This window comes from Bradyrhizobium sp. Pha-3 (assembly GCF_042258615.1).
In the GTDB taxonomy this organism is placed as follows: Bacteria; Pseudomonadota; Alphaproteobacteria; order Rhizobiales; family Xanthobacteraceae; genus Bradyrhizobium.
The window spans coordinates 5,852,197-5,868,713 of record NZ_CP170152.1 but is presented as its reverse complement, the minus strand read 5'-3'; the positions used below and the strand labels follow the sequence as shown (position 1 = coordinate 5,868,713).

At 64.3% G+C, this 16,517-nt stretch carries 16 protein-coding genes; 6 read left to right on the top strand and 10 right to left on the bottom strand.

Features of this window, described 5'->3' with window-relative positions:
- The first annotated feature begins 77 nt into the window (after nt 1-77).
- From ACE10Z_RS27980 to ACE10Z_RS27960, 5 genes are all read left to right on the top strand, one after another.
- Nucleotides 78-2,000, top strand: coding sequence for a potassium transporter Kup (locus tag ACE10Z_RS27980; RefSeq protein ID WP_375783633.1), 1,923 nt, complete (start codon nt 78-80; stop codon nt 1,998-2,000).
- Nucleotides 2,001-2,154: 154 nt separating this feature from the next.
- Nucleotides 2,155-4,080, top strand: a complete 1,926-nt coding sequence (locus tag ACE10Z_RS27975) for a potassium transporter Kup (protein ID WP_375783632.1) — start codon at nt 2,155-2,157, stop codon at nt 4,078-4,080.
- Between the two features lie 136 nt (nt 4,081-4,216).
- Entirely contained in the window at nt 4,217-4,546 is a 330-nt protein-coding gene (locus ACE10Z_RS27970; RefSeq protein ID WP_176531973.1) for a rhodanese-like domain-containing protein, read from the top strand.
- 8 nt (nt 4,547-4,554) lie between these two features.
- Entirely contained in the window at nt 4,555-5,724 is a 1,170-nt protein-coding gene (locus ACE10Z_RS27965; protein ID WP_375780447.1) for an aminotransferase, read from the top strand.
- Between the two features lie 6 nt (nt 5,725-5,730).
- Nucleotides 5,731-6,840, top strand: coding sequence for a polyamine ABC transporter substrate-binding protein (locus tag ACE10Z_RS27960; RefSeq protein ID WP_375783631.1), 1,110 nt, complete (start codon nt 5,731-5,733; stop codon nt 6,838-6,840).
- Between the two features lie 33 nt (nt 6,841-6,873).
- Here ACE10Z_RS27960 and ACE10Z_RS27955 read toward each other — a convergent pair whose 3' ends face one another.
- The 7 genes from ACE10Z_RS27955 to ACE10Z_RS27925 form a co-directional block, all read right to left on the bottom strand.
- Nucleotides 6,874-7,809, bottom strand: coding sequence for a lipid A biosynthesis lauroyl acyltransferase (locus ACE10Z_RS27955; protein WP_375783630.1), 936 nt, complete (start codon nt 7,807-7,809; stop codon nt 6,874-6,876).
- A 17-nt stretch (nt 7,810-7,826) separates the two neighbouring features.
- Entirely contained in the window at nt 7,827-9,104 is a 1,278-nt protein-coding gene (locus ACE10Z_RS27950) for a beta-ketoacyl-ACP synthase (protein ID WP_375783629.1), read from the bottom strand.
- A 27-nt stretch (nt 9,105-9,131) separates the two neighbouring features.
- Nucleotides 9,132-10,316, bottom strand: coding sequence for a beta-ketoacyl-ACP synthase (locus ACE10Z_RS27945; protein ID WP_375783628.1), 1,185 nt, complete (start codon nt 10,314-10,316; stop codon nt 9,132-9,134).
- Nucleotides 10,309-10,785 (bottom strand): 3-hydroxyacyl-ACP dehydratase FabZ family protein, encoded by a 477-nt coding sequence (locus tag ACE10Z_RS27940; protein WP_375783627.1) that lies wholly within the window; start codon nt 10,783-10,785, stop codon nt 10,309-10,311. Before ACE10Z_RS27940 ends, ACE10Z_RS27945 begins: the two co-directional genes overlap by 8 nt.
- Nucleotides 10,786-10,794: 9 nt before the next feature.
- Nucleotides 10,795-11,094, bottom strand: a complete 300-nt coding sequence (locus ACE10Z_RS27935) for an acyl carrier protein (RefSeq protein WP_021081038.1) — start codon at nt 11,092-11,094, stop codon at nt 10,795-10,797.
- Nucleotides 11,095-11,275: 181 nt separating this feature from the next.
- Nucleotides 11,276-11,632 (bottom strand): hypothetical protein, encoded by a 357-nt coding sequence (locus tag ACE10Z_RS27930; protein WP_097672665.1) that lies wholly within the window; start codon nt 11,630-11,632, stop codon nt 11,276-11,278.
- Nucleotides 11,633-11,719: 87 nt separating this feature from the next.
- On the bottom strand, nt 11,720-12,601 hold the full coding sequence (locus ACE10Z_RS27925) for an ion channel (protein ID WP_375783626.1): 882 nt from the start codon (nt 12,599-12,601) through the stop codon (nt 11,720-11,722).
- Nucleotides 12,602-12,688: 87 nt separating this feature from the next.
- On the opposite strand from ACE10Z_RS27925, the gene ACE10Z_RS27920 reads away from it, so the two are divergent.
- On the top strand, nt 12,689-13,315 hold the full coding sequence (locus ACE10Z_RS27920; RefSeq protein WP_375783625.1) for a ParB-like protein: 627 nt from the start codon (nt 12,689-12,691) through the stop codon (nt 13,313-13,315).
- Here the strand turns inward: ACE10Z_RS27920 and ACE10Z_RS27915 are convergent.
- The 3 genes from ACE10Z_RS27915 to ACE10Z_RS27905 form a co-directional block, all read right to left on the bottom strand.
- Complete coding sequence (locus tag ACE10Z_RS27915) at nt 13,276-13,788, bottom strand: MgtC/SapB family protein (RefSeq protein WP_375783624.1); 513 nt, start codon at nt 13,786-13,788, stop codon at nt 13,276-13,278. The genes ACE10Z_RS27920 and ACE10Z_RS27915 overlap by 40 nt on opposite strands.
- 8 nt (nt 13,789-13,796) lie before the next feature.
- Nucleotides 13,797-14,375 (bottom strand): peroxidase-related enzyme, encoded by a 579-nt coding sequence (locus ACE10Z_RS27910; protein ID WP_375783623.1) that lies wholly within the window; start codon nt 14,373-14,375, stop codon nt 13,797-13,799.
- A gap of 98 nt (nt 14,376-14,473) precedes the next feature.
- Entirely contained in the window at nt 14,474-16,225 is a 1,752-nt protein-coding gene (locus ACE10Z_RS27905; RefSeq protein ID WP_375783622.1) for an ATP-binding protein, read from the bottom strand.
- Nucleotides 16,226-16,517 lie beyond the last annotated feature (292 nt).

Below are 16,517 nucleotides of genomic sequence, written 5' to 3'. Positions count from 1 at the left end.
GCTTGGTTGACAGGCGAGGCGGAAGCGTCGATAGCCGCGCGGATCAAAATCAACCGATCGGGCGTTCCAACCTCGCCATGGCTGCCAGCGTCTCATCCAGCGAAGCCCGGGAAACTCAAGGCACGGGGCAAGGCAAAAGCCAGGGCATCTCCGGCTTCTGGGCCCTGACACTGGGCAGCATCGGGGTGGTGTTCGGCGATATCGGAACTTCGCCGCTTTACGCCTTCCGCGAGGCGGTCGGCGGCGCCGCGCACGGCCAGCCGGTGACCCGCATCATGGTGCTCGGTGTGCTCAGCCTGATCCTGTGGGCGCTGTTCACCGTCGTTACCGCCAAATACGTGCTGCTGCTGCTGCGTGCCGATAATAACGGCGAGGGCGGCACGCTGTCGCTGATGGCGCTCGGCCAGCGCGCGATCGGACGGCGCAGCTGGCCGCTGCTCGCGCTCGGCGTGGTCGGCGCCTCGATGTTCATCGGCGATTCCATGATCACGCCGGCGATCTCGGTGTTGTCGGCGGTCGAAGGCCTCAAGCTCGCCACGCCGCATCTCGAGCACTATGTGGTGCCGCTGACGATCCTGATCCTCGTGCTGCTGTTCTCGGTGCAGCGCACCGGCACCGCGCGCGTCGCCTCCGCCTTCGGGCCGGTGATGGTGGTGTGGTTCGCCTCGCTCGCGGTAATGGGGCTGGTCCACATCATGGACGATCCGTCGGTGCTGGCGGCGATCAATCCCTATTACGCAATCCAGTTCCTGCTGACCCACGGCACCGTCGGCCTGGTGACACTGGGTGCGGTGTTCCTCGCGGTGACCGGCGGCGAGGCATTGTATGCCGATCTCGGGCATTTCGGCCGCAAGCCGATCCAGTCCGGCTGGCTGTTCTTCGTGCTGCCGTCGCTGCTACTGAATTATTTCGGGCAGGGCGCGCTGGTGCTGTCCGATCCCGCCGCGATCGAGAACTCGTTCTACCGCATGGTGCCCGACGTGCTGCTGCTGCCGCTGGTCGGGCTCGCCACCGCTGCGACGGTGATCGCGAGCCAGGCCGTCATCACCGGCGCCTATTCGCTGATCAGCCAGGCGGTGCAGCTCGGGCTGTTGCCGCGCTTCGAGGTCCGCTACACCTCGGAGACTCATGCCGGTCAGATCTATCTGCCGCGCGTCAACCGGCTGCTGCTGATCGGCGTGCTGCTGCTGGTGCTGCTGTTCCGCACCTCGAGCGGGCTCGCCTCGGCCTACGGCATCGCCGTTTCCACCACCATGGTCGCCGACGGCATCATGGGCTTCATCGTGATCTGGAAGCTGTGGAACTGGCGCGTGGCGTCGGCAGCCGCATTGATCCTGCCATTCGTGATCGTCGACATGACCTTCTTCAGCGCCAATCTCTTGAAGCTGTTCGAGGGCGCGTGGGTGCCGCTGCTGTTCGGCGTCGTGATGGCGACGATGATCTGGACCTGGCGTCGCGGCGCTGCGATCCTGATCGCCAAGACCCGCCGCATCGAGGTGCCGCTGCGCGACCTGATCCACAGCCTGGAGAAGCGGCCGCCGCATATCGTCAAGGGCACCGCGGTGTTCCTGACCAGCGACCCCAGCTTCGTGCCGACCGCGCTCTTGCACAATCTCAAGCACAACAAGGTGCTGCACGAGCACAATGTGATTCTGACCATCGAGACCGCACCGACGCCGCGCGTCGACCTGTCGGAGCGCGTCACCATGGAGAAGGTCAGCGACAAGTTCACCGCGGTACGGCTGCGCTTCGGCTACATGGAATCGCCGAACGTGCCGAAGGCGCTCGCGGTCGCGCGCAAGCTGGGCTGGCAGTTCGACATCATGTCGACCTCGTTCTTCGTGTCGCGCCGGTCGCTGAAGCCGTCCGCCCAGTCGGGGATGCCGCAGTGGCAGGACCACCTGTTCATCGCGATGAGCCGGTCCGCCAACGATGCCACCGACTATTTCCAGATCCCGACCGGGAGGGTCGTTGAAGTGGGTACGCAGGTAACTATTTGAGCTGACAGCGAATTCCGGCGTTGAAAAGCCTTGATCTATGCGTGGTGCGCATGGTGGAGGCCTAAATCCGTGCTAACCTATGCATTCCTGCCGGGAGTATAGGCCTGCAACCCGGCATTGTGCAGTGCGGCAGAAGACAGAGGCGCAGCTTCCCATGTCATCCGAGAGTGCGATCACCGCGGCGGAAACGCCCGCGGCAAACGGCCATGGCGAGGCGCATTCAACCGCCACCTTCAAGGCGCTGATGCTCGGCAGCATCGGTGTCGTCTATGGCGACATCGGCACCAGCCCGCTCTACGCGCTGCGCGAAGCCGTCGTCGCCGCTGCCGGCGGCGAGGGCGCCGTGACGGCCCATGCGGTGCTCGGCGTGCTCAGCCTGATCTTGTGGGCGCTGATCGTGGTCGTGACGCTGAAATATGTCGTGATCCTGCTGCGTGCCGACAACAACGGCGAGGGCGGGACGTTGGCGCTGATGGCGCTGGCACAGCGCGCGGCGACCAAGGGCGCCGCTGCGATCGTGCTGCTCGGCATCATCAGCGGCGCGCTGTTCTATGGCGATGCCGTCATCACGCCGGCGCTGTCGGTGCTGTCGGCGATCGAAGGCATCAAGCTCGTCACCTCGACATTCGATCCCTACGTGGTTCCGCTCACGGTGGTGATCCTGGTCGCCCTGTTCGCGGTGCAGTCGCGCGGCACCGCGCGCGTCGCGGCGTTCTTCGGCCCGGTGATGTGCGTGTGGTTCGCCGTGATCGCGATCGCGGCGCTGCCGCAGATCGTGCGGCATCCCGAAGTGCTATACGCGTTCAACCCGATCCTTGCGGTGTCGTTCATGCTGCATCACGGCGTGATCGGCTTCATCACCCTCGGTGCGGTCTTCCTCGCCGTGACCGGTGCGGAGGCGCTCTATGCCGACCTCGGCCATTTCGGCAAACGCCCGATCCAGACGGCGTGGCTGTTCATCGTGCTGCCGTCGCTGGCGCTGAACTATCTGGGGCAGGGCGCGCTTCTCATCGGTGATCCCAGGGGCATCGAGAATCCGTTCTTCCTGATGTTCCCGGACTGGGCGCTGATCCCGATGGTCGCGCTTGCCACCATGGCGACCGTGATCGCAAGCCAGGCCGTCATCACCGGTGCCTATTCGTTGACCCGGCAGGCGATCCAGCTCGGCCTGTTGCCGCGGTTCGAGATCCGCCACACCTCGGAAGCGCATTCCGGGCAGATCTACATGCCGCGCATCAACCGGTTCCTGTTCATCGCGGTGATCGTGCTGGTGCTGATGTTCCGCTCGTCGAGCGCGCTGGCGTCGGCCTACGGCATCTCCGTGACCGGCACCATGGTGGTGACGGCGATGATGGGCTTTGTGGTGATCTGGAAGGTCTGGCGCTGGTCGCCGATCGCTGCCGCAGCGCTGGTTGCGCCGTTCCTGTTCCTGGACATCACGTTCCTCGCCGCCAACCTGCTCAAGGTATTCGAGGGTGGCTGGGTGCCGCTTGCGCTCGGCGGGGCCATGATCGTGGTGATGTACACCTGGCGGCGCGGCAGCCGGCTGTTGTTCGAGAAGTCGCGCAAGCTGGAGTTCCCGCTCGCCGATCTCGTCGCGATGCTGGAGAAGCGGCCGCCGCAGCGCGTCTCCGGGACAGCGGTGTTCCTGACCAGCGATCCCGTCAGCGCGCCGACCGCGCTGATGCACAGCCTCAAGCACTACAAGGTGCTGCACGAGAAGAACGTCATCCTCACCATCGAGACCGCGCCGACGCCGCGCATCGATCCGTCCGAGCGGGTGCGGATGGAGCAGCTGACCGAGACCTTCTCCAAGGTGACGCTGAAGTTCGGCTTCATGGAGCAGCCGAACGTGCCGAAGACGCTGGCGATCGCCCGCAAGCTCGGCTGGCAGTTCGACATCATGTCGACCTCGTTCTTCCTGTCCCGCCGCGCGCTGAAGCCGGCGGCGCATTCGGGCATGCCGAGCTGGCAGGACCATCTGTTCATCGCGTTGAGCCGCTCGTCGAACGATGCCACCGACTATTTCCAGATCCCGACCGGGCGGGTGGTCGAGGTCGGCACGCAAGTCACGATCTAGGGTCCACGATCCAGCGTTTCCGCGCGGCATCTAACCCGTTTCGGGTGCTTGATTTTCTCCGCGCAAGAGGCGACTTTGCGGCCCGGAACGGCGAGCCGTGCGGCGCCCGCCAAGCTGATTTCGGGAGGATATTTCCGTGGCGGACCACAAGGTGGAAGATTTGTTTCCGGACGAGGTGTCGAAGGGCATAGCGGAAGGCCGCTATCTCCTGGTCGACGTCCGCGAGCCCAATGAGGTTGCCGTCGAGGCCTATCCCGACGGCGTCGTGGTGCCGCTGTCGACGTTCGATCCGTCAGCGATTCCCGATCCGCAGGGCAAGCAGGTGGTGTTCGCCTGCCGCTCCGGCAAGCGCTCGGTGACGGCCTCGCTTGCCGCCCAGGCCGCGGGCCTGCCCTACGACAAGCATTTGGCGGGCGGCATCATCGGCTGGAAGGCGGCGGGACTGCCCACCAAGACGGGCGGCTGATCCCTGACATGACCTCCATGAACAAGGTCTTCGCGGACCTTCCCGTCACCATCTTCGAGGCGATGTCGCAGGCTGCGCGCGACAACAACGCCATCAATCTCGGCCAAGGCTTTCCCGACGATCCAGGACCCGAGGACATCCGCCGTGCCGCCGCGGACGCGTCCATCAACGGCTACAACCAGTATCCGTCGATGATGGGCATTCCGGAACTCCGTCAGGCGATCGCATCGCATTACGGCCATTGGCACGGGCTCAAGCTCGATCCGATGACCGAGGTGATGGTCACCTCCGGCGGAACCGAAGCGCTGACCTCCTCGATCCTGTCCGTGGTCGAGCCGGGCGACGAGGTGGTGTGCTTCCAGCCGGTCTATGATTCATATCTGCCGATCATCCGCCAGGCCGGCGGCATTCCGCGGCTGCTGCGGCTCGAGCCGCCGGAGTGGCGGCTGAACGAGGAGATGCTGCGCAGCGTCTTCAACCACAAGACCAAGGCGGTGCTGTTCAACAATCCGCTCAACCCGGCGGCGGTGGTCTATCCGCGCGAGGACCTCGAACTGCTGGCGCGGTATTGCCAGGAGTTCGACGTGGTCGCGATCTGCGACGAGGTCTGGGAGCACGTCGTGTTCGACGGTCGCGAGCACATCCCGCTGATCACGATCCCGGGCATGCGCGACCGCACCATCAAGGTCGGCAGCGCCGGCAAGATCTTCTCGCTGACCGGATGGAAGATCGGCTTCGTCTGTGCCGCGCCGCCGCTGCTGCGCGTTGCTGCCAAGGTGCACCAGTTCCTCACCTTCACGACGGCGCCGAATCTTCAGGCGGCCGTCGCGTACGGCCTCAATAAGCCGGACGACTACTTCCTCGACATGCGCAAGGACATGGCGCGGAGCCGCGACCGCCTGACCAAGGGATTGGAGAGCATCGGTTTTCCGGTGCTGAAGTCGCAGGGGACCTACTTTCTCACCGTGGACCTGTCGCCGCTCGGACTGAATGAGACCGATGCGGAGTTCTGCTGGCGAATTGTGCAGGATTACAAGGTCGCCGCTATTCCAGTGTCGGCGTTCTACGAGCAGGATGCGGTGACGTCCGTGGTGCGCTTCTGTTTCGCCAAGAAGGACTCGACGCTCGACACCGCGCTGGAGCGGTTGTCCGACGCAGTGCACCGTCGCAAGAGGTAGACCAGAATGGAGAAGCAGAGCCGTCGTCTCGTCAGCCTCGTCGGTACGGTCGCCACGGTTCTGTTGTTCGCTGGCTCCGCACGTGCGGAGGAGCGTACGGTCAACTTCTACAACTGGTCGAACTACATGGCGCCGGGAGTCCTCGAGGACTTCACCAAGGAAACCGGCATCAAGGTCGTCTACGACACGTTCGACGCCAACGAGACGCTGGAGACACGGCTGCTCGCGGGCAAGTCGGGCTACGACGTCGTGGTGCCGACCGGCTATTTCCTGCAGCGCCAGATCACCGCGAAGGTGTTCCTCAAGCTCGACAAGTCGAAGCTGCCGAACCTCGGCAACGCGTGGCCGGTGGTGACCGGTCAGCTCGCGACCTACGATCCCGGCAACAATTTCGGCGCCAACTACATGTGGGGCACCACCGGCATCGGCTACAACGTCAAGATCGCGGAGAAGATTCTCGGGCCCGATGCCAGGATCGACAGCTGGGACATGGTGTTCAAGCCGGAGAACCTCGCCAAGTTCAAAGACTGCGGCATCCACATGCTGGATTCCGCCGACGACATCCTGCCTGCGGCGTTGAGTTATCTCGGGCTGGATCCGAACTCGACCAAGCAGCCTGACCTCGAAAAGGCTGCCGATCTCGTCATCAAGATCCGGCCCTATGTGCGCAAATTCCACTCGTCCGAATATCTCAGCGCGCTGGCCTCGGGTGAGATCTGCTTCGTGGTCGGATGGTCGGGCGACATCATGCAGGCGCGCAGCCGGGCGGCGGAGGCCAAGACCGGCGTCGAGATCGGCTACACGATCCCGAAGGAGGGCGCGCAGATGTTCTTCGACAATCTCGCGATTCCGGCGGACGCAAAGAACGTCGCTGAAGCTTATGAGCTGATCAACTACCTCTACCGTCCCGACGTTGCAGCAAAGAACTCGAACTTCCTGTCCTACGCCAACGGCAATCTGGCGAGCCAGAAGCTGATCGATCCGAAGATATTCGACGACAAGAACATCTATCCCGACGAGGCGATGCAGAAGAAGCTGTTCGTGATCACCGCGCGCGATCCGGCGACGCAGCGGATCATCAATCGCTTGTGGACGCGAGTGAAGACCGGGAAGTGACGCGCGCCTGCGCGTCGCAAAGGTGGCGTCGCCCTACCGCCAGCGCCGGTGCAGCCAGAGCCACTGATCCGGATATTCGCGGACCCAGCCCTCGACGATGTCGGTGATCGCCTGCATCGTGCCTTGGATATCGATCTGGCCGGATGCGTCGAACACGGGCTTCACTTCCTCGGTGACTTCGCCGCGGAAGCGGCCGTCCGGCAGGCGGATGATCCGGGTGCCGTGGATCGGGCAATCGATCTGCCGGCGCAGGCGCGCCAGCAGCGGATTCGCAGTGGTCTTGCGGCCGAAGAAGGTGACGGGAACGCCGTTGGTCAAATACTGGTCGACCAGCATCGCGACGTGCTGGCCGTTCTTCAGCGCCTGCGCCAGCTTGAGCGGCGCATCGCGGCCGGCCGGCACCAGCGTGCCGAGGTTGACTGCGCGGATGCGTTCGATGGCACGGTCGGCGGCTTCGATGTTCGGCCGCCGGAACAGAATCGTAGCATCGAGCCCATGTGCCGCCGCGGCAATCGGAGAGAGCTCCCAGTTGCCGAGATGTGCGGCAAAGAACAAGGCCGGCTTGCCGTCGTCACGCAACTGGTCGAACAGCTGCTTGCTGCGCGCCGAGAATTCGACGCGACCCGGCCTGTCGGGATTCTGGGGATCGTGATCCCAGATGCGGTCGATGTGCGCGAATTCGGCGCCGATGCGTCCGAGGTTGTGCCAGACGCCGGTCAGGATCTCTTCAATCTCCTGTGGTGACTTTTCCGGGAAGGCGGCTGTGAGGTTCTCGCGGCCGATGCGGTCCTCGCGCAGCCGGCGGCCGATGAAGTGCGCAGCCCGACCGAAGAACCGTGCAGTCTTCTCCGGATCGAAATAACGCGTGGTGCGCAGCAGGCCGATCGTCAGCCCGCCGATCGCCGCATCGGTGACGGGCTTCGCGGCGTCGCGCAGGCGCGCCCTGGTACGAAGGAGCAGGCGTTTCATCTGATCAGGCGAGGGCGCTAGGCCGGCTCGCGCGTCAGGATCAGCGAAGCGTTCTGTCCGCCGAACCCGAACGAGTTCGACATCACGGCGGTCACCTTGGCGTCGCGCGCCTTGTTGCCGACCACGTCGAACGGGATCGCGGGATCGGGCACCTCGTAATTGATCGTCGGCGGAATCCGCTGATGCTCGAGCGTGAGCAGCGAGAAGATCGCCTCGACCGCACCGGCTGCCGAGATGGTGTGGCCCACCATCGACTTGTTCGACGACACCGGAATGTTTTTGGTGTGTTCGCCGAACACCGCTGCGGTCGCAAGATATTCCATCTTGTCGTTTTCCGGCGTCGAGGTGCCGTGTGCGTTGATGTGATCGATTTGCTCGGGCTCCATGCCCGCGTCAGCGAGCGTCTTGCGCACGCAGCCGATCGCAGGCTTGCCGTCCGGGGCAGAGCGGGTGCGATGGAAGGAGTCGGTCAGCTCGCCGCAGCCGGCGACGACGCCCAGGATACGCGCGCCGCGCGCCATCGCGGCGTCGTAACTCTCCAGCACCAGTGCGCCGGCGCCTTCGGCCATCACGAAGCCGTCGCGGTTCTTCGAGAACGGCTTTGAGGCGCCCTGGGGCGGATCGTTCTGGGTGGAGAGGGCCGACAGCAGCGAGAAGCGCACCAGGGCTTCCGGATTGACCGAGCCGTCGGTTGCGACGCACAGCGTGGCGTCGGTTTCGCCGCGGCGGATCGCCTCGACGCCGAGCTGGATTGCGGTTGCGCCGGACGCGCAAGCCGTCGAGAGCGAAATCGGCGACCCCTTGGTGCCGAAGGTCTCGGCGAGGCTGAGCGCGACCGAACCGAAGGTGAAGCGCCGGTGGAAGTGCGTAAACTTGCCGCCGCTGCAGGTTGCCAGATAGTCGATGATTCCAAAGTCCTTGGTCGGAACGTCGCGCGCGACCTCGAGCCGCTGCGGCCACTCGGTCTCGATCGGCGCGACCGCCAGAAACAGCGGGCCGGGGAAGTCGCCCTTGCTGCCGATGCCGGACTGCTCCAGCGCCTCTTCAGTCGCGATCTCCGCCAGGCGCTGCGACAGGCTGGTCGAGGAGAACGGGTCGACGGTGACGAAATCGACGGCGCCGGCCATCGTCGTCTTCAGACTGTCGAGCGGGAAGCGCGTCACCGTCTTGATGCCGGACTCGCCCGCGCTGAGGCGTTTCCAATTGTCGGTCTTGCCGCCGCCGAGCGACGTTACGATTCCCATGCCGGTCACGACGACGATCGGTCGGCCGAATTTATCGCGTGGTGCTGTCATGGTGTCCCCGTCGGTGCTTGCGCCGAATTACTTGACGGCCTCAACCAGTGCCATTCCTTCGCCCTGCCAGTGGCCGACCCCCAACACGACAATCTGGGTGGGCGCTTCGGTCTTTTCAACCTCCAGCCCGGTCGGGTCGTTGGCCGGATAGAGCGCACCGCGCGAGATCGACAATGCGGCGAGCGCCAGCCCGAGCGGAAACTGCGCCTCCATCGTGTGGCCAAAGGTCGTTCCGGTGGCGCGCACGGCAAGGCCGGGATGCTGCCCGAGGAATTCGCGCTCCTCGGCGGTCGCAGGCTCGGCGCCGGTCGCGCCCGTGATCAGCATGGCGTTGTCGTTGCTGATCCCGAGCTGCGGCCACATCGCCTGCAGCGACTTCGTCACTGCGCCGGGCTGCTTGCGCTTGGCAAGATCGGCGACCACCTTGGTCAGCTTGGCGTACGGCTTGGCGCCGCGCGCTTCGGCGTGCTCGCGCGATTCCATCACCAGGAAGGCGCCGGCAGAGCCGATGGCGAAGCCCGGGTTGTTCCTGCGGGCCCAGACCGAGGCGTATTGATCCTTGAGGGCGAAGTCGCCGAACGAATAGAGCATCAAGAGGTCGCCGCGATCGCCATTATGGGCCGCGCCGACCAGCGCGATGTCGCTCTGTCCGGCCCCGATGCGTGCGACGGCGATCCGTGCGGCGTCGATGCTCGCGGCTTCCTCGCCCATGAAGGTGCGCGACGTCCCGCACACGCCGTGAACGATTGCGATGTTGCCGGCGAGCAGGTTGGAGAGCTGCGCCAGGAACAGCGTCGGGCGCAGCTCGTTCATCAGCTTTTCGTTGAGGACGGCAGGCGGCAGCTTGCCCTGCGCATCGGCGTTCATGATCGCCAGGTCGACATTGAGGTCACGCTCGCCGCCACCGGCTGCGATGATCATGTCCATCCGCGACAGGATTTCCTGATTGCCTTTGACGCCGGCGGAATCAAGCGCCAGTCCGGCGGCGTAGGTGCCGATACGCTGCCACGTCTCCATCTGACGCTGATCGCCCTTCTTCGGGATCTGGGCGTCGAAGCTGACGGGGGCGATCGGATGGATTACGTACGGCGCGAGGCGCTTCTCGTCGGCATTGACGCGCTTGGCGCCGAGCGCCTCCCAATGCGCATCCAGCCCCTCGCCGAGCGAGGAAAGCAGGCCGACGCCGGTGATCCAGACTTCCTTCTCAGCCATTACTCATTGCCTGCAGCGGAAACCCGATCTTGTTGGCGAGCGCATCCATGTGCACACGCAAGTCCGGGCTGGGGAAAGGGATATGACGGAAGGTCAGCTCGGCGTTGCACTTGAGCTCCTTGCCGACGCGGACCTTCGCCGAGGTCACGGTGAAGCCTGAACCTTCGTGTTCGATCCTGGCTTCGATCGTCAGTGTCGAGCCGGGGCTGACGAAGCCACGCATCTTGGCTTCCTTGACCATGGCGAGGAAGGGCATGCGCGCGAACTTGGTCAGACCGAGGATCAGCCAGCCCGAGCTCTGTGCCATTGCTTCGGTGAGCAGCACGCCGGGCATGATCGGGTAGCCCGGGAAGTGCCCCGTGAACACCGAATGGCTGTCCGGCGGGACATCCGCCTCGACGACAATGGTCTTTGCGTCGAGGTTGAGGTCGACAATCCGATCGATCAGCTGAAAAGTTTCAAGCTGCATGATGGGCGATTACGAGGCCGAGCCCGTGCCCGCGTTCTTGGCCGCAACCAGCTCGTCGATGCGGTCGGCGAGATTCTGCAACACGAAGTACTGCTCCGTCGTGGCCTTGCCGTCGTTGACCTCCTGGGTCCACTTCTCAAGCGGCATCTTGATCCCGAAGGCCTTGTCGATGGCAAAGGCGATGTCGAGGAAGTCGAGGCTGTCGATCCCCAGATCGTCGATCGCGTGGCTCTCCGGCTTGATCGTATCGCGCGGGATGTCGCAGGTCTCCGCGATAATGTTGGCGATCTGCTCGAATGTGGAGGACATCATTAAGCCTTTGATATATTGAAGGTAATTCCGGGTCGGCTCGGAGGAGGCGGGCGCGGTGCCCCGGATTGCCTGATTGCTGCTGCCGGAGTCGTGTGCCCGTATATCGGAGCAGGGCCGTTAGTTCAATGGAGCTTGGCCGGCCTGGCAGGGACGGTTTTGGGGTACGGTTCCGGTCTGCCTAGCTGCGTGGCATCACCGTAATCTTCGCGCAATCCCGGCGTCCCATCAGCACGCAATCCTGGGTCTTGCGCAAATCGGCGATGCTCATGGCGAGCCAGATGCCGATCGCGGTGAGCGCCACGGTGAAGGCGAAGGCGGCGATGTTGGCAAGCATGCGCTGGCGGAAATCGTCCGGCTCCTCGCGCGGCTTTTCATAGCGGGAAAGGTCGTTGGCGACGGAAACAGGAGCGACGGAAGCCGGGCGGGTCGATCGGACCGGCTCCTCGCGCTTGCCGGGCGGCTGCGCCGAGGTGCGCGGCCGGAATTTGAGCACCACGTGCTCGTCATCCGAGGAAATTGGCCGCTGCGTCTTCACTGTTGTCAGTCCGGTCGCGTCGCCGCTCATGTTTAGCATGTTCGCTGCGCTTCTCACCTAAAATCTTGATGCGCGCAGAGGTGGTATTTATCCTTCGATGGTCTCGTGGAACCGACTGTAGTCGATCCGCAGGCGGCCGTCGTCGGTCGTTTGCAGGATCTCGGCATAGCGATGGCCGAAGCGGACGTCGAAATGTTCGTACGATTTTCGCGCATGCACAGTTTGCGCTGCAACGTCGTCAAGTCCTGACACGAAGAGGCCGAGCCCGGCATTGACGGCTTGCAGCTCCGCGGCGTCGAGGCCGTAGAGCGGGCTGTCCTGGTCGATCACATGAAACAGGGTCCAGCTCAGCGCCAGCGCCGGGCTCTCGCTGCGCAGGAGCGGCAGTTCGTAGAACCGGCGGTATGGCATGCCTTCCTTGCTGACGCCGTTCTTGAACAGCCATAGCCGCGCGGTGGCATTGGCGATGACGTTGTGCCGCTCGTTGGCCAGGCGGATCATCAGCGTGAGCTGGCCCTCATGGTCCGAGATCACGGGATTGTCGGCGAACAGCAGGCGCGCGCTCGGCCGCGAGAAGCGGGCGAAGATCAGCCCGGTCATCAGCGACATCGAGAAGATGCCGGTGAAGAGTTCGATGGTGGCGATGAAGTGCCCGTAATGCGTCTGCGGGTGCATGTCGCCATAGCCCGCGGTCGAAAGCGTCTCGATGCTGAAATAGAGGTAGTCGATGTATTGGCCGTCAGGCACGTTGGCGATCGGATGATCGCCGAGCCAATAGAACAAGGCGAAGACGGCATTGAAGGCGATGAACACCAATGCTGCACCGCCAATAAAGGAGGGCCAGGTCGCGGTCATGCAGCGATGACTGATGTCTGCCCAGAAACTGAGCTCCAACCCCTCAGTCACGACCTCGCGGTTGCCGAGACGGATCGTGCGGGCCTTCACGCGTTCGCTTGCTCTCAATGCCATTCCGCCGAACCGGCTCTTTCGTCTGCCTGTGACATCATGTCATAATGGAACCCATTCCGGAATGCCGGTCAAACGGGAGTACAAATTATGGCCCATACGCGCGAGCCTTACGTCAAACCGGTCCCGATCATGGCGCTGCGACCGACCCAGATGACGGTCGGCATGCAGGAGGTGAAGGAGAAGCGGAAGCGCTGGCGCGAGCACAGCTCGGACAAGAAGCGCGCCGAACTCTTGGGCAAGCACATGATCCCGGTCGTCCATGGTCCCGATGATCGCTACTACGTCGTCGACCATCATCACATGGCGCGGGCGCTGCACGAGGAGGGCGTCAAGGACATCCTGGTCACCGTGATCGGCGATCTCACGATGGTCGAGCGTGACGTGTTCTGGGGCGTGATGGACAACAAGCGCTGGGTCTATCCCTACAACGCCAAGGGCGAGCGCTGCCATTTCAGGGACATTCCGAGGTCGATCAAGGATCTCAAGGACGATCCGTTCCGCAGTCTCGCCGGCGAAATGCGCCGGGCCGGCGGCTTTGCCAAGGACACGACGCCATTCAGCGAATTCCTGTGGGCCGATTTCCTGCGCCGCCACATCCCGCGCAAGACGGTAGAGAACAATTTCGCCAAGGCGCTGGAGAAGGGGCTGGCGCTGGGTCGCAGCAAGGACGCGATCTACTTGCCCGGCTGGTGCGGGCCGGCATCTGACGACTGACCTGGCGCGGCCTGCGGTCTGTACGGCGCCTCCCTGCCGCCGAGCGCGTGGTGCAGCCACCGCTCGGTGCGCTTGCCGAAGGTCAGCAGCAGGAATGCCAGCGCCAGCGCGGTGAGGACGATCGGCCAGTGTCCGGCACCGCAGACAATGCCGACGCAGGCGGCGAAGAACGCGCATGCGGCGCTGGTCAGGCCGTGGACGTGAAAGCGGTCGCCCCGCCGGACGATCACGCCGGCGCCGAGAAAGCCGATTCCGGTCAGCACACCCTGGATTACGCGGCTGACCGCATCGGTGAATTTCCCGGGATCGACCGCCTGCAAGGCCAGCAGCACGACCGTGGCCGTCGAGAGGCTGACGAGGCCCAGCGTCTTCAGCCCGATCGGCTTGCCGCGCAAGTCGCGGTCGAGCCCGATCGCGCTGCCGGCGAGCGTGGCCGCACCAAGACGCAGGATGATCTCGCTCCAGTCTGCCAAGGCGTCCTCTATTTCGGTTGCCGGCCGAGCATGTAGAACTCGTCGTTCGGCCGCATCCCGGTGACGTTCGCAAGCCGGTTCGAGAGCGCGAAGAAGGCCGCGACCGCGGCGATATCCCAGACGTCGTCGTCGCTGAAGCCGTGGGCGGCGAGTGCGGCGAAGTCCGTCTCCGAGACCTCCTCGGCCGCGCGGCGGACCTTCATCGCGAAGTCGAGCATCGCGCGCTGCCGCGGCGTGATGTCGGCCTTGCGGTAGTTGATCGCGATCTGGTCGGCGATCTCGGGGTTCTTGGCGCGGATGCGCAGGATCGCGCCATGGGCGATCACGCAATACTGGCATTGGTTGGCGGCGCTGGTCGCCACCACGATCATCTCGCGCTCGGCCTTGGAGAGGCCGGAGTCCTTTTCCATCAGCGCGTCGTGATAGGCAAAGAAGGCACGAAACTCGTCGGGGCGGTAGGCCAGGGTGAGGAATACGTTCGGCACGAAGCCGGACTTCTCCTGCACCGCCAGGATGCGGGTGCGGATATCCTCGGGGAGCTTGTCGAGAGCGGGCGTCGGGAAGCGTTTTGCGGTCGGCTGCGTCATGAGATGGTTCCGGCGTGCCGCGGGGACGCGGCGTCACGCGAAACCATAGTGGATGACGGCTTGGGCGCAAGGCGCATCGGCGCCCTGCCATGATGACGTCAGCGCAGCGGCTTCTTCAGAAGCGAGAAGCGGTCCGGATCGAGGCCCAGTGACGGCTGCAGCATCGGCGCCTCGGCGGGCGCCATGGTGCGCGGCGCCTGCGTCGGAGCGTTGAAGTTGGCGTCGCCGCTCGGCGAATCGCGATGCGAGGTGGCGCCGCGCCAGCGCTCCAGCACGGCGCTGACGAAATGCATATCATGGCCGGCGGTGACCGACGGCACCGTTGCGATGGTGGCCTCGCCGCGCGGCAGCTGGTGCGGCGGCACCTCCTTGAAGCGCAGCCGGGTCGGCAGCGCCACGCCTTCGCCGAACGCCAGCACTTCGCGGGTGCCGAGCGAGGGTACGAACGACAGCAAATTGGCGGCGGCATCCGACACCGCGGAGCGCAGCAGCGCCTGGTCGCGGTCGTTGGCGAGGCGCATCGTGAACAACGTGTTGCACTGGGAGATGATGGTTGCGTCGAGCTCGGCCGGACGCTGGGTGATCAGGCCGAGATAGACGCCGTATTTGCGGCCTTCCTTGGCGATGCGCGATACCGCCTTGCGGGTCGGCCCGAAGCCGATGTTGCGGTCCGCGGAGGCGTAGCGGTGTGCTTCCTCGCAGACGAACAGCATCGGCGAGACGCCGTCGCTCCACAGTCCGAAGTCAAAGGCCATGCGGCACAGCACCGACACCACGGAATCCACCACCTCGACGGGGAAACCCGCGAGCTGCATGATGGTCATCGGCTTGCCGTTGGCGGGCAGGCGGAACAGATGGCTGATCACCTCGGCCATGGTGTCGCCGCCGACATTGGCATTGTCGAACATGAAGGCGTAGCGCGGATCGTTGCGCACCGCGTCGATGCGCGAGATCAGCTTGTGATAGATGATGCGCGAGGAGCGGTTCTCGAGCTTGCCCATGCGCTCGTCGATCAGCGAGATCAGGTCGACCAGGCGATAGGGCACCGGCGTATCGACGGTGTAGCCGACCTGCTTGGGGTCGACGCGCTTCAGTCCGAGGCCGACCCGGTCCGAGTTCTGGTACTGGGTGTAGATCCCCTTCGCCATCGGAATCACTTCGGCGAGGATGTCGAGCTCTTCGGGCACGCCGGGCCGGCCGCCGAACAGCACGTCGACGACCTCTTCAAAGTTGAACAGCCAGAACGGCAGCTTCAGGTTTCTCGGGTTGAGCACCTGTGCGCGCTCGCCGAAGCAGCGGCCGTATTCGTTGTGCACGTCGAGCAGGAAGATGCGCAGGTTCGGCCGCGACTTCAGGATCTCGTTGAGCAGCAGCGACACGCCGGTGGATTTGCCGACGCCGGTCGATCCGAGCACCGCGAAGTGCTTGGACAGCATTTCCTCGACGTCGACATAGGCGATGACCGAACGGTCCTGCTGCAGCGTGCCGACATTGATCTGGTCCGAGCCGCTCGGCGCATAGACCGTGCGCAGCTCCTGGTTCGTGATCAGATCGGTGCTGTCGCCGATGGTCGGATAGTGGGTGACACCGCGCTGGAATTTCGGGCGGTCTCCGCCGAGGATTTCGCCGAGCAGGTCGACCGAGGCGGTCGCCATGTATTCGTCGGACGGCGGCAGGTTCTCGCACGACACTTCGGTGATCATGGCGACGATCACCGAGCTCGCGCAGCGGATACTGACGAACCGGCCGACGGTCGCGCGCATTTCTGAAAGCTGTATCTGGCCGCCCGTCAGCAGCCCAACCCGGGCCTGCGAGCCGCGCACAGAGATCACACGTCCGAAGGATGTCACAGTTCCAGCCTGGCTCGTTCGCAAAATCTAAATGTCCGGACCAATATGCGCGCCCGGGTTTGGAAAAACCGTTAAGTCGCCGAGGTTGCGCATCGGCTAAATCTACACCTTCCCGGTGACGATTTGTTTCTATCGTGCTGCGAGATTACGCTCGGTCGCGCGCATCGGCGGCGAAATCGTCGCTTTCCGGCACAGCCGGGTTTGTTTCGCGGTCTTTCCGTTAAGGCGGGATTCACCATCTCCGAGGAGTGCATCGGCAGCTCCGTAGGTTTACGGAGGTTTCGGCGCGATT

What these genes read in the sequence shown, in the direction of transcription:
- ACE10Z_RS27955 (WP_375783630.1), bottom strand. Translation starts at nt 7,809, where the DNA reads ATGAAACGCCTGCTCCTTCGTACCAGGGCGCGCCTGCGCGACGCCGCG.
- ACE10Z_RS27935 (WP_021081038.1), bottom strand. Translation starts at nt 11,094, where the DNA reads ATGTCCTCCACATTCGAGCAGATCGCCAACATTATCGCGGAGACCTGC.
- ACE10Z_RS27965 (WP_375780447.1), top strand. Translation starts at nt 4,555, where the DNA reads ATGACCTCCATGAACAAGGTCTTCGCGGACCTTCCCGTCACCATCTTC.
- ACE10Z_RS27960 (WP_375783631.1), top strand. Translation starts at nt 5,731, where the DNA reads ATGGAGAAGCAGAGCCGTCGTCTCGTCAGCCTCGTCGGTACGGTCGCC.
- ACE10Z_RS27975 (WP_375783632.1), top strand. Translation starts at nt 2,155, where the DNA reads ATGTCATCCGAGAGTGCGATCACCGCGGCGGAAACGCCCGCGGCAAAC.
- ACE10Z_RS27920 (WP_375783625.1), top strand. Translation starts at nt 12,689, where the DNA reads ATGGCCCATACGCGCGAGCCTTACGTCAAACCGGTCCCGATCATGGCG.
- ACE10Z_RS27940 (WP_375783627.1), bottom strand. Translation starts at nt 10,785, where the DNA reads ATGCAGCTTGAAACTTTTCAGCTGATCGATCGGATTGTCGACCTCAAC.
- ACE10Z_RS27925 (WP_375783626.1), bottom strand. Translation starts at nt 12,601, where the DNA reads ATGGCATTGAGAGCAAGCGAACGCGTGAAGGCCCGCACGATCCGTCTC.
- ACE10Z_RS27945 (WP_375783628.1), bottom strand. Translation starts at nt 10,316, where the DNA reads ATGGCTGAGAAGGAAGTCTGGATCACCGGCGTCGGCCTGCTTTCCTCG.
- ACE10Z_RS27980 (WP_375783633.1), top strand. Translation starts at nt 78, where the DNA reads ATGGCTGCCAGCGTCTCATCCAGCGAAGCCCGGGAAACTCAAGGCACG.
- ACE10Z_RS27910 (WP_375783623.1), bottom strand. Translation starts at nt 14,375, where the DNA reads ATGACGCAGCCGACCGCAAAACGCTTCCCGACGCCCGCTCTCGACAAG.
- ACE10Z_RS27950 (WP_375783629.1), bottom strand. Translation starts at nt 9,104, where the DNA reads ATGACAGCACCACGCGATAAATTCGGCCGACCGATCGTCGTCGTGACC.